Source organism: Cupriavidus ulmosensis (assembly GCF_977008105.1).
In genome coordinates this window covers 1,693,584-1,706,193 of the sequence record NZ_CDRMWP010000002.1, presented here as the reverse complement: position 1 = coordinate 1,706,193, position 12,610 = coordinate 1,693,584, and the positions used below count along the sequence as shown (strand labels likewise).

9 protein-coding genes and 2 pseudogenes are annotated in these 12,610 nt (G+C 64.9%); 4 read left to right on the top strand and 7 right to left on the bottom strand.

Annotation, left to right across the window (positions count from 1 at the left end):
• Positions 1-24: 24 nt before the first annotated feature.
• Genes merT through merA form a run of 4 tightly spaced genes read left to right on the top strand, consistent with a single transcriptional unit; the run spans position 25 to position 2,827 of the window.
• Positions 25-375 (top strand): mercuric ion transporter MerT, encoded by a 351-nt coding sequence (merT, locus tag ACWTPI_RS27275; protein WP_454731552.1) that lies wholly within the window; start codon positions 25-27, stop codon positions 373-375.
• Between the two features lie 13 nt (positions 376-388).
• Entirely contained in the window at positions 389-664 is a 276-nt protein-coding gene (merP, locus tag ACWTPI_RS27270; protein ID WP_454731553.1) for a mercury resistance system periplasmic binding protein MerP, read from the top strand.
• Between the two features lie 25 nt (positions 665-689).
• Positions 690-1,109, top strand: a complete 420-nt coding sequence (gene merC, locus ACWTPI_RS27265) for an organomercurial transporter MerC (RefSeq protein ID WP_454731554.1) — start codon at positions 690-692, stop codon at positions 1,107-1,109.
• Between the two features lie 32 nt (positions 1,110-1,141).
• Positions 1,142-2,827, top strand: coding sequence for a mercury(II) reductase (gene merA, locus ACWTPI_RS27260; RefSeq protein WP_454731555.1), 1,686 nt, complete (start codon positions 1,142-1,144; stop codon positions 2,825-2,827).
• 64 nt (positions 2,828-2,891) lie between these two features.
• On the opposite strand, the gene ACWTPI_RS27255 is transcribed toward merA, so the two are convergent.
• The 7 genes and pseudogenes from ACWTPI_RS27255 to ACWTPI_RS27225 all read right to left on the bottom strand — a co-directional run bounded on the left by ACWTPI_RS27255 (position 2,892) and on the right by ACWTPI_RS27225 (position 11,508).
• Complete coding sequence (locus ACWTPI_RS27255; RefSeq protein ID WP_454731556.1) at positions 2,892-3,056, bottom strand: hypothetical protein; 165 nt, start codon at positions 3,054-3,056, stop codon at positions 2,892-2,894.
• Positions 3,057-3,479: 423 nt separating this feature from the next.
• A complete protein-coding gene (locus tag ACWTPI_RS27250; protein ID WP_454731557.1) occupies positions 3,480-3,827 on the bottom strand; it encodes a copper-binding protein in 348 nt (115 codons plus the stop codon).
• A pseudogene (locus ACWTPI_RS27245) lies at positions 3,824-6,987 on the bottom strand (efflux RND transporter permease subunit). Before ACWTPI_RS27245 ends, ACWTPI_RS27250 begins: the two are co-directional and overlap by 4 nt.
• The gene (locus ACWTPI_RS27240; RefSeq protein WP_454740819.1) at positions 6,984-8,039 is read right to left on the bottom strand and encodes an efflux RND transporter periplasmic adaptor subunit; all 1,056 of its coding nucleotides are present in this window, start codon (positions 8,037-8,039) and stop codon (positions 6,984-6,986) included. Before ACWTPI_RS27240 ends, ACWTPI_RS27245 begins: the two are co-directional and overlap by 4 nt.
• Before the next feature lie 510 nt (positions 8,040-8,549).
• Positions 8,550-9,851, bottom strand: a pseudogene (locus tag ACWTPI_RS27235) (TolC family protein).
• Positions 9,852-9,923: 72 nt separating this feature from the next.
• Positions 9,924-10,166, bottom strand: coding sequence for a hypothetical protein (locus ACWTPI_RS27230; protein WP_454740816.1), 243 nt, complete (start codon positions 10,164-10,166; stop codon positions 9,924-9,926).
• Between the two features lie 1,126 nt (positions 10,167-11,292).
• Positions 11,293-11,508: a hypothetical protein gene (locus ACWTPI_RS27225; protein WP_454740815.1), complete on the bottom strand. Its 216-nt coding sequence runs from the start codon at positions 11,506-11,508 to the stop codon at positions 11,293-11,295.
• Positions 11,509-12,610 lie beyond the last annotated feature (1,102 nt).

The following is a 12,610-nucleotide window of genomic DNA, read 5'->3' as shown; positions in this document are numbered from 1 at the left end:
TTCCTACTTCGAAAGGACAAACGCATGCCGCAACCGCAAGCCGGGCGCCGTGCGCTCTTCGCCGGCGGGCTCGCCGCCATCCTCGCCTCCACCTGCTGCCTGGGGCCGCTGGTCCTGATCGCGCTTGGTTTCAGCGGGGCCTGGATCGGTAACTTAACGGCGCTGGAGCCATACCGGCCGCTGTTCCTCGGCACCGCAGTGCTGGCGCTGTTCGTCGCCTGGCGGCGCATTTTCCGTCCGCCGCAAGTCTGCAACCCGGGGGAGGCCTGCGCCATCCCGCAGGTACACGCCACCTACAAGCTCATGTACTGGCTCGTCGCCCTGCTGGTTCTGGTCGCGCTCGGATTTCCCTACGTCACGCCATGGTTCTACTGATCAGGAGTTCGCCATGAGAAAGCTGTTTGCCGCCCTCGCTCTCGCCGCCGCCGTCGCTCCCGCATGGGCCGCGATGCAAACCGTCACATTGTCCGTGCCGGGCATGACCTGCGAGACCTGCCCGATCACGGTCAAGAAAGCGCTCTCCAAGGTCGACGGCGTAAGTAAGACCAGCGTGAGTTTCGAGAAGCGCGAGGCCGTCGTCACCTTCGATGATGCCAAGACCAGCGTGCAGAAACTGACCAAGGCGACCGAGAACGCGGGCTATCTGTCCAGCGTCAAGCAGTAAGCCACGGGAGCGAGGGAGCGACGCCATGGGACTGATCATGCGCATGGTCAACAAGGCCGGTGCCCTCGGCAGCGTCGTCTCGGCGATGGGTTGTGCGAGTTGTTTTCCCGCTATCGCCAGCTTGGGCGCGGCCATTAGCCTGGGCTTCTTGCGTCAGTACGAGGGACTGTTCATTCGTATCCTGCTGCCGGCGTTCGCTGGCATCGCGCTGCTCGCCAATGGGATCGGATGGCTTAACCATCGGCAGTGGCAACGGACCGCGCTCGGCGTGATCGGCCCGCTCCTTGTGCTGGCCGCGGTGTATTTGATGGTTGGCTGGTGCAGCGAAGCGCTGCTCTATGTCGGCCTGGCCTTCATGGTCGGGGTATCGATCTGGGACTTCGTCTCGCCGGCGAAGCGCTGCGGCGCACCGGACGCCTGTGAACTGCTGGCCAAACGCGGCTGACGCGCGTTGGCCATGATAGAAGGAACTGTGGCATGACCCACCTGAAGATCACTGGCATGACCTGCGACGCGTGCGCCGTCTACGTCAAGGATGCCTTGGAGAAGGTGCCGGGCGTGCGGTCGGCGGTCGTGTCCTACCCGAAGGGGACGGCGCGGATCGCTGCCGAGCCCGACACGTGGCCGGATGCGCTGACCGCGGCCGTGGCCGGACTCGGCTACCGGGCCATGCTCGCCGAGGCCCCGCCGGCGGAAAATCGCGGCAGCCCGCTCGACAAGGCCCTAGGCTGGCTGGGCGGCGGCGACAAGGGCGGGGACCAAGCCAGCGCCCTGCGCATTGCCGTCATTGGTAGCGGCAGCGCCGCGATGGCGGCGGCGCTCAAGGCCGTCGAGCGAGGCGCGCGGGTGACGCTGATCGAGCGCGGCACCATCGGCGGCACCTGCGTCAATGTCGGCTGCGTGCCGTCCAAGATCATGATCCGCGCGGCCCACATCGCTCATCTGCGTCGCGAAAGCCCGTTCGACGGGGGCATCCAGGCCACGCCACCGGCGATCCTGCGCGAGCGCCTGCTCGGCCAGCAGCGGGGGCGTGTCGATGAGCTGCGCCACGCCAAGTATGAGGGCATCCTGGCAGGCACGCCTGCCATCACGGTGCTGCGCGGCGAGGCCCGCTTCCAGAACGGGCACACCCTGAGCGTGCGCGTGGTCGAAGGCGGGGAGCGCGAGGTGGCGTTTGACCGCTGCCTGATCGCCACTGGCGCCAGTCCGGCGGTGCCGCCGATCCCCGGTCTGAAGGACACCCCGTACTGGACCTCGAACGAGGCGCTGGCCAGCGACACCCTGCCGAAGCGGCTGGCCGTGATCGGCTCGTCGGTGGTGGCTGTGGAGTTGGCGCAGGCCTTCGCTCGGCTCGGCAGCCAGGTCACGATCCTGGCGCGCAGCACGCTGTTCTTCCGCGAGGACCCGGCGATCGGTGAGGCCGTCACGGCCGCCTTCCGCGCCGAGGGCATCACAGTGCGGGAACACACGCAGGCCAGCCAGGTGGCCTACGCCGACAGCGAATTCGTGCTCACTACCGGACACGGCGAGATCCGCGCCGACCAGTTGCTGGTCGCCACGGGCCGCGCGCCCAACACGCGTGAGCTGGCACTGGAGGCGGCGGGTGTGAGGGTCACCGCGCAGGGCGCCATCGTCATCGACAATGGCATGCGCACCACGGCGCCGCATATCTACGCCGCCGGCGACTGCACCAACCAGCCGCAGTTCGTCTACGTGGCGGCGTCGGCCGGCACCCGCGCGGCGATCAATATGACCGGAGGCGATGCCGCGTTCGATTTGAGCGCATTGCCGGCGGTCGTGTTCACCGACCCGCAGGTCGCCACCGTGGGCTACAGCGAGGCGGAAGCCCACCACGACGGCATGGAGACCGATAGCCGGCTGCTGACGCTCGACAACGTGCCGCGCGCGCTCGCCAATTTCGACACGCGCGGCTTCATCAAGCTGGTCGCCGAGGCAGGATCGGACCGCTTGATCGGCGTGCAGGCGGTGGCGCCGGAAGCAGGCGAACTGATCCAGACGGCAGCATTGGCGATCCGGGCGCGGATGACCGTGCAGGAGCTGGCAGACCAGTTGTTTCCGTACCTGACAATGGTCGAGGGCCTGAAGCTCGCGGCGCAGACGTTCAGTAAAGACGTGAGCCAGCTATCCTGTTGTGCCGGATGACGAGAAAGGGAAACACTTTGCCGGCATCAGCTGGCATTATGAGAGACAAAGCGTGAACAAATCGTCAATTTGGAAAGTCATCTTGATTGTGTGCGCTGCCATCGGCGTGCTTGCCATCCTTGGTGTGGTAGGCATGCTTTTGATGCATCAGCGCATGATGGGTGGCCTGAGCTGTTGCTAGCCCGGATGCAAGCAAAGTAGCGGCGGCCTGGGCACCGACGTCGCCCATACCATGATGATTCAATGGAAGCCAAGCCCCCACCCGTGCGCGCCGTAGCGGCAAGCAGGTAACCCGTGGACGCCCCCTTTCCGACCGCTATTTACGCCGTCTCGTCGACCTCCTGGTGCGCTTGCGCGAGACCGTGCCATGCTGGTTGGGGGTTCGCCGGCGAGAGCCGTGCTGTCGTCGCAGATACCAAGCAAACAGTCCGAGCATACCAAGGATGATTGCCAGTGAGCTCAGGACGACGACGAGGACATCGTGGGGCAGATCAAAAGGGTTGTGGCGCACGGTCTGATTTCGATTCGGATTTGGCTAGCCAGGATCGTTGCGCAAAGGCGCCAATGCCTACCGGCTTGACGTTGCTAGGCCCTGCCGGCGGGTCAGAACGCGCACGGCCGTTGGCAGCAAGCCGTACGCGCATGGCGCGGATTATTTGCGCTGCATGTCAACGACCGTCGGCGCGCCATCCACCTTGTCGAAGGTCACCGACACGGCATCGCCTTCCTTGAACTTGCTAAGCGAGGCGCGATCCTTGACCGGAAACGCCATGGTCATGCCGGGCATACCCAAGTTCTCAATCGGGCCGTGCTTGAGCGTAACCTTGCCGGTCTGCGCATCGATCTTCTTGATTTCTGCGGACACCGGCCGAGCCGCTTGTTGTGAGGCAGCGGGTGCAGCGGGTGCCTTCATGTCCATGCCGTCCATCGAACCCACGGCGAACACAGCCGGTGCGGCAATGATGGCCAGGGCGGCGGCGAGGGTCTTGAGGTGTTTCATTGCGATTCCTCCTGAGGTGTGAGGTTGGGGGAAAGGGAAGTTTGCTTGATCTGACGGCGGCGTAGCAGCAGATACACCGCCGGGACCACAAACATGGACAGCAGCGGCGCCGTCACCATGCCGCCGACCATTGGCGCAGCGATGCGCTGCATCACTTCTGAGCCGGTGCCGTGCGACCACATGATCGGCAGCAGGCCGGCCAGAATCACAGCGACGGTCATCGCCTTTGGGCGCACACGCAGCACGGCGCCTTCCTCGATGGCATCGAGCAGGGCCGCGAGATTGCTTTGCCCATCCTCGAGCCGTGCTTGCCAAGCGTGTTTCAGGTAGAGCAGCATGATGACGCCGAATTCCGCAGCGACCCCGGCGAGTGCGATGAAGCCGACAATCCCCGCGACCGATAGGTTGTACCCCAGCAGATAGAGTAACCAGAAGCCGCCGATCAAGGCCAGCGGCAGGGTGCCCATGATGAGCAGTGCCTCATCCAGACGGCCGAATACCAGATAGAGCAGGACGAAGATGATCAGCAGCGTGAACGGGACCACCACCTTCAGCTTCGCGGTGGCGCGCTCGAGATACTCGAACTGCCCCGACCAACTCAGGGAGTATCCGGCTGGCATCGGGACGGCTTTGGCGACCGCCGCCTGCATGTCCTGCACGGCAGAGCGCAGGTCCCTGCCGCGAATGTCGACGTAGATCCACCCGGAGAGTCGCGCGTTTTCACTGCGCAGCATGGGCGGCCCTTGCACGACCTGGATGCGCGCAACGTCGGCCAGCGTGATTTGCAGCCCCTTGTCGGTCACGATGGGCAGGCTGCGCAGTTGCTCGATGGAGTCCCGATAGTCACGCGGATACCGGACATTGATGGGAAAGCGCGCGAGCCCGTCGACCACTTCGCCGACGTTTTCGCCACCGATGGCCGATGAGACGATCGCCTGAACGTCTTCAATGTTCAGGCCGTACCGACCCGCAGCGCCCCGATCGATATCGACGTCAATGTACCGGCCGCCCGTGAGCCGTTCGGCCAGCGCGGAAGTGACCCCCGGAACCGTCTTGACGGCCTCCTCGATGCGCGTGGCCAGGCGATCGATTTCCTTCAGGTCGGTACCGGCGACCTTGATCCCCACCGGGCTTTTGATGCCGGTGGCGAGCATGTCGATGCGGTTGCGGATCGGCGGCACCCAGATGTTGGACAGCCGTCGGCACTGACGACCCGATCCAGTTCCTCGACCAGCTTGTCGGTGGTCATGCCGGCACGCCATTGGTCCTTGGGCTTGAACTGGATGGTGGTCTCGAACATCTCGATCGGCGCCGGATCGGTGGCGGTATCGGCGCGGCCCGCCTTGCCGTACACGGTCGCCACCTCCGGCACGGTCTTGATGAGCCGATCGGTCTGCTGCAGGAGCTGGGAGGCCTTGCCTGCGGAGAGGCCTGGCAACGCCGAGGGCATGTAGAGCAGATCGCCCTGACGCGGCATGAATTCGCCGCCAATGCGCATAATGGGCCACGCGGTGGCGATGAGCAGCACGGCGGCGATCGCCAGGGTGGTCTTCGGATATGCAAGGACCTTGCCGAGCAGCGGCTGGTAGCCGCGAATCAGCCAGCGATTGAGCGGATTGGCCTGCTCCGACGGGATCTTGCCGCGGATCATGTAACCCATCAGCACCGGTACCAGGGTGACGGACAATCCCGCTGCGGCCGCCATGGAATAGGTCTTGGTAAAGGCGAGCGGCGAGAAGAGCCGGCCCTCCTGCGCCTCCAGTGTGAACACCGGAATAAACGACAGCGTGATGATCAGCAGCGAGAAGAATAGGGCAGGCCCAACCTCGGCGGCAGATTTGCCGATGACGCGCCAGTGTTCATGGGCGCGGAGTTCGCGCTGCGGATTGTCGGCATGCCAGTGCTCGAGATGCTTGTGCGCGTTCTCGATCATGACCACCGCGGCATCGACCATCGCGCCGATGGCGATGGCAATGCCACCCAGCGACATGATGTTGGCATTCACCCCCTGGTAGCGCATCACCAGGAAGGCGGCCAGCACGCCCAGCGGCAGCGAGACGATGGCCACCAGCGCCGAGCGCAGGTGAAACAGAAACACCAGGCAGACCAGCGCCACGACCGCAAATTCCTCGATCAGCTTGGTGGTGAGATTGGCCACCGCCCGCTTGATCAGTGCCGAGCGGTCGTACGTCGTAACGATCTCGACGCCCTTGGGCAGGCTCTTCTGTAAGGTGGCGAGCTTGGCCTTGACCGCTTCAATGGTCTCCAGGGCATTCTTGCCTGAGCGCAGCACGATGACGCCGCCGGCCACTTCGCCCTGGCCATTCAGTTCGGCAATGCCACGCCGCATCTCGGGGCCGAGTTGCACGGTGGCAACGTCGCCCAGCCATACCGGGATGCCAGCGTCGCTCGTCACCAGCGGAATCTGGCGAAAGTCGTCCAGCGTTTTCAGATAGCCGGTCGCCCGGACCATGTACTCGGCTTCACCCAACTCCAGCACCGAGCCGCCGGTTTCCTGGTTGGCGCCCTTGAGCGCTGCCAGCACCTTGGCTTGCGACAGGTTATAGGCGCGCAGCCGATCCGGCATCAGCACGATCTGGTATTGCTTGACCATGCCGCCGAGCGAGGCCACTTCGGCGACGTTGGGCAGCGATTTGAGCTCGAAGCGCAGGAACCAGTCCTGTAGCGCCCGTAACTGGCTGAGGTCATGCTGGCCGGTCTTGTCGACCAAGGCATACTCATAGATCCAGCCGACGCCGGTCGCATCGGGTCCGAGCGCGGGCTTGGCTGCCGCGGGCAGCCGCGATTGCACCTGGTTCAGGTACTCGAGCACGCGTGAGCGCGCCCAGTACAGGTCGGTGCCGTCTTCGAACAGCACATAGACATAGGAGTCACCGAAGAACGAGTAGCCGCGCACGGTCTTGGCCCCGGGCACCGACAGCATGGTCGTGGTGAGCGGATAGGTGACCTGGTTTTCCACGATCTGCGGCGCCTGCCCAGGGAAGGGCGTGCGGATGATCACTTGCACGTCGGACAGGTCTGGCAAGGCGTCGAGCGGCGTACTCTGTACCGCCCAAAGTCCCCACGCGGTCACCATGACGGTGGCGAGCAGCACCAGGAAGCGATTGCGGATGGAGGCGAGGATGAGTCGGGCAATCATGGCTTCGCTCCCGCAACGGCGGCAGCCGACTCGACCGCGGACAGGGTCGCCACGCCGTCCTTGTCCAGTCGGAAGCGGAACCGGACCTGATCCCCCGGCTTGAATCCCTTGGGCATGCCGGCTGGCGGCGCGCCAAACTCCATCGTCATGGCGCCCCACTGCGCTGACGGAATGGGCCCGTGGGAGATCGTCATGCTCTGCTCGGTGACGGCCTCGATCCGGCCGACGCCTTGATGTTCTGGCCCGGGCGCTGCTGCGGCACCAGGGGCCGACGCGCCGGCTGCCGACGCGGCCGTGGGCGCGGTCATGCGCTGTGCAGTGCCGCGCAGACTCGCCTCCGAGTCGATCAGGAACTGTCCGGAAACGACCACCTTCTGGCCCGCTTTGAGACCCTCAATGATTTCGGTTTGGCCGCCCGCAGCCGCGCCGGTCTTGACCTCCACGGGGCTGAATCCGCCTTGGCCGGATGCCACCATGGCGACCGTGCGCGTGCCGGTACGGATCAGCGCCTCGGTTGGTACCAGCAGGCGATCCGGTCCGGGGGCGGCGTCAAAGCGCACCGAGACAAACATGCCGGGCAACAGCTGGCGTGCCTTGTTCGGCAATTCGATGCGCACCTTGACCGTGCGGGTACCGGCGCTGATATCCGGCAGGATGGCATCGACCTTGCCCGACAGCGTCTCGTCGGGCAAGGCTGCGGCGGTGGCCGACACCGTCTGTCCGGGCCGCAACGGGGCGGCCTGGCTCTCAGGCACCTCGGCGATGACCCATATGGTCGCAAGGCTCGCGATGCGAAAGAGGGTCGTTCCCGGTGAGACCGTCATGCCGTCGCGCGCACCGATTTCGGTGACGATGCCGTCCACCGAACTGGTGATCGTCAGCCGCGGCTGCAGTTTGCCGGTGGACTGTACCAGCCGGATATGGCTCTCGGTCATGCCAGCCTGACGCATGCGCGCAATGGCGGCCTCGCGCAGCTCGCGCTGTAGGCTGCCATCCATCCGGTTGACCGCCAGGTATTCTTCCTGCGCCGCGACCCATTCCGGCGCATAGATTTGCGCCAGCGCTTGACCTTTTCGGACCGGATCAGGGTGGTCCGGGCATACGCGTGTTCTACGAATCCGCTGGTGCGGGCCTGCAGCACTTCGATGCCGCGTTCATTGATCGCGACATTGCCCGGTACTTGCAAGGCGGCCTCCAGCCGGCCGGTCTTCACCTCGGCCGTGCGGATGCCAAGGTTCTGTGTCATGCGGCTGTCGATGGTGACGGCCGCGCCGCCGCTGGCTTCTTCGTACACCGGCGACAACGGCATGTCCATGTACGGCGACTTGCCCGCCTTGTGAAAGCGCTGTCCTGGCACCATCGGGTCGTGCCAGTAGAGGAGGCGCTTGCCAGTTTTTGGGTCAATGTTGCGCGCCGCCTTGAGGGCGGCACCGCTGGCGCCGCCGCCCGCGGTTGCCGACGCGGGCGACTGCTGGCGCCCTTGTTGTTGACCGAGGTAATAGGCAGCCCCAACGCTTCCACCACCATCAGGCCTGCCACCGTCCGTGCAATCGTGGTCTTGTTCATGGTTGAGCTCCTTGCAGTGACGTGGGCTGGACTGCGGGTAACGGCATCAGGAAGGTCAGGTCCGCCCAGAGTCGGGCGGTGGCAGCCTCAAGCTTCAGGCGCTCAAGCGAAATATTGAGCGCCTTGCGGCTGGCATCGGCCACAGCGGTCAGGGTGCCGGCGCCCGCTCGATAGGCGGTCAGGGCTGCCTCGGTCTGTGCCTTGGCCAGCGGCACGGTGGTGCTCCGATAGCGCTCGAGCCGCGCCTGGCTCAGCGCCAGCTCCGCCTGCTTGCCGCGCAACTGCCCGAGCAAGCCGCGGCGTACGACCTCGGCTTGCGCGCGCGCAGCGTCGGCCTGCGCAAGCCTTGCGGCCAGTTCCCGATCCTGGCGATGCTTCTGGTCCCAGGGCAGCGGCAGTGAGACGTTCAGCGAAACCATGTTGGAGTAGGCGGGGCCGCGCTGGCTGTACATCAGTTCCACGCTCACATCCGGGATCTTGTTCTCCCGAGCGACCCGGCTTTCCGCCTCGGCGACGCCCACCTGTGCCTCGGCCGCCGCCACGTCCGGCAGTTGCGCCACGCCGTCGGCGTCCAGGGTGTTGAGCCAGGCCGGCGCCTCGAGGCCAGGGCGTTCGGCCAGGGACTTTCTGCGGCCTCGCCCCCCAGCGGCGCAGCATCGCTCGGGCTGACCCCAGTGCGGCGCGGGCCTCGTCTTCGCGATCCTGCAGTTGCCGGAGTTCCAGTTCGGCGGCCAGGATGTCCGCACGGGAGCCGCGGTTGCCGCGATAGGCAGCCTGCGCCGCCTCCACCATCAGCTTGATGGACTGCGCCTGCTCGGTGAGCACGCTGTAGGCACGTTCGGCGTACCAGCGGTCCAGCCAGGCCGTGGCGGCGCCACGCTGCACCGTCGCCAGCGCCGCCGTACGCTGGGCCTCTGCCGACGAGGCCTCAGCCTCGAAACGCTGAGCGCGGGCCTCGCGCTTGGCCGATCGGGTGAATTCCTGCATCAGGCTGATCGAGCGCATCGTCATCGAGTCTGTGCCGAGGGAAAACCCGTCGCGGCCATCGCCGGCACGTTATTGACGCCGACCTTCAGGACCGGGTCTGGCAACTGTCGGCCAGCCACCGCCATCTCGATGGCGGACTGGACCGCTGAGCGCGATGTTTCGGCATCCGTCGAGCGGGAAGACGCCAGCGCCACGGCTTCCTGCACGGAGAGTGCGGCCGCGGGCTGCGCCCATCCGGGATGGGCAGCGGCGAACAGCGTAAGGGCGAGCGTCAGCCGGCACCCATACGCAAAGGGAAAACGCAAATGCATAAAGCCTCCGCAAAGCAACGACCACCCTGAAGACTATGGTTCAGGGCACGATAGTAGGCGTTGCTGCGGAGGCTATTTTCGGAAACAGCAGTGGAGGATGGGCAGGGGGCGAGGGGGCCCGCGTGGCACCGCGTCGGCGTAGGCCGCTCGCTGGCTGACGACTACCGGTACCAACGCCGGCTCAACCAGATTGACGAGCACGGGCTGGAACGCAGGAATCTGCGCGCTGGGGTGGTCGGCCGACTTGGAGCCAAGCTGGCAGTGCTCCAGGCACAAGCCATTATGGGCAGCCGGCGCTTCGGCCTTCTGCGTCATGTCCGGACAGGACTCCGTCATGCCGGCCATGTCCGCCATCCCTTCCATCGAATACCGGCTGCCCGCGCAGGCGTAGGCAGCGGCTGCCCAGCTGAATTGTCAGGAATGTACTCAACAGGAAGGCGGCAAGCCAAAGCCGGCGAAAACGGGTACGCACGTGGAAGACTCGGTTTGAGGCGAATGGTAGCAGCGTCTGGTTTCTTCCGGCACATCGTGCGGTTTGCCCCAGATCTAATGCAGACGGGGTAGCCCATCCGGGGGAGCGCTCCGGCGAGCCACGCGAACGCAGGCACCGGAGCGCGGGCTCGGTTACTTGGGTTGACCCATCATTTCGCGACACTTTTGCATCATGGCGGCATGGTCGCGCATCATCGCCGCGTGGTCCTCCGTCTGCTGTTTCTGTTGTTGCGCCTCAGCTCGCTTGGCGGCACGAGCCTTTTCGATCACATACCAATCAGGTCCGGCGACGGCCGATAGCGAGAGCGCCAGGGCGACGGCGCCCACAAGCGTGAAGCAGGGATTTCATGATTATTCCTCGTTCCGTATAGGCAGGGACCGCCTAAACCCCAAGAGCGGGCGGCAGGCAACACTGCAAATGGCTAAGTCAGACAGGAGCACGCGTGGCGCGGAGGCCGGCCAGCTGCGGCAACGCTGTGTGGCGGGATTGCGCTACAGACGGACGCGTTTCGGCGGGCGCTCGAGGCGAGCCGGAACGACGGGAGATACGCGAATTCCGGATGGGCGACCAAAACGCTGGTCCATGCATCCGTGGTGGACCCGGTTGCTAACGGCGTGCAGCGAAGACCGCACAAGCGGAGGACGTGCAGGGAATACGAGACGGGCCGCTGGCATGCCGGTCGCCGGCACAGCTGTGACTGACGCAGTCATGCGGGCTGGCGGTCTCGACACTGGCCTGCGCCCCTTGCACAGGCATATGAGCAGGCATGTCAGCCAGGCCGGCGACACAGCAACTGTCCAACGGCCCGGCTTGCGCCCGCAGGGGCAAAGCCAGCGCCAGGGTCAGCAGCATGACGACACGCCAAAACTGTTTCATATGCTTACGCATTGGCGCTCCGAGCCGACGCGCGGTAGCGCCGTCGCGGATCTGTCTTCGTATAGGTCTTCATCATGCTCGAGCCACCGCCGTTCCAGCGGTCGCCCGGCCCGCAGAACCGGGCGACGCGAACGACAGGTAGACCTCGTCGAGCAAGCGATTGTCCCCGCCGGCCAATCGCTCCAGGGCGGCTAGCAGGTGCTCGGCCACACCGTACTGCTGCTGGTCGCATGCCCGCCGGAATACCGCGAACACGTCATCAAATAGCAATTGCGTCGCAGTGTTCATGGCTTGCCCCGCTTAATGCACTGTGTGGCCATGGCGCTGTCGCCGCCATGCCGTCCTCAATTACACTATGGACCTTCCCATGGGGGTAAGGTCCAGCAGTACTTTTGCTCGAGGGCGCATGCGGCGAATGAGCCCGAGTTGCGGTACGCAACCCCGTTACTTTCGCGGGGATCGGGCCAGGCGGCGGAGTCGAGCCAGCGGTGGAGCGCCGCCGTACGCGGTGCTATCGGATTCAGAGCCGTCGATGCATACAGGGCCCGCTGCGGCGCTGAGGCGTAAAACGCAGTCACGCCACGGATCCGAATCTTTTTGATAGCCGAGCTTTTCCAAGCGGGTCCCTGAATCTGTAGCGATGCCTCCATGTCACGCTCGGCTTGCGCGGTACGTTCGGCGACCGTCGCGCACGCCCACCCAGCATGATCGTAATCAGCAATAAGACACGCATGAAATTCTCCTTCGTCACTCATGGCGTCGGGACGCTTTCATCGGCTGCACCGGGCGTCTGGCAAGGATCCGACCGGCAAACCAGCGAAGCGGGTGCGCCAACGGCGATGTCGTTACCGTGAATTTAGGTTCTCGTTGCGATCGCGCCAAGAATTTCCCTTGCGCCGGAATTGCGGCACGGCGCCGGCTCTTATTACGCGACCATTACGCGGGGGTAATTCTCGATGGCTTTTGCTTGCCGGCGGGATAGCAGCGTTACAAGCGTTCACATTTGTATAGCACGAACACTCCCTTCAATGCCGAAGTCGTATGCTGTTCCTTACCCGCAAGGCGTTAAACATGAATAAGCTTCCGGTCCTGGTCGGCACCGTCCTACTCATCGGATTCAGTTACGCCAATGCGCAGACGCATGCCTACCCGCATGATGGGCATGGTCAAGGAGGGATCATCCCGCCACGCGCTGCGCATACCGAGGTGCATGCCGTGCCCGCCGTGGCGCTGGTGCACGACTCCCACGCTTCGTATGGCCATGGCGCCGCGGTGCGCGAGCCCCATCGTGAATCGCGCCACGGCATGGATCATGGGCGACGGGAGCATGAGCGGCGCCATCACAACCCATACGCTTACGGTCCGCGCGGTCACTTGTGGACGGCGCCAG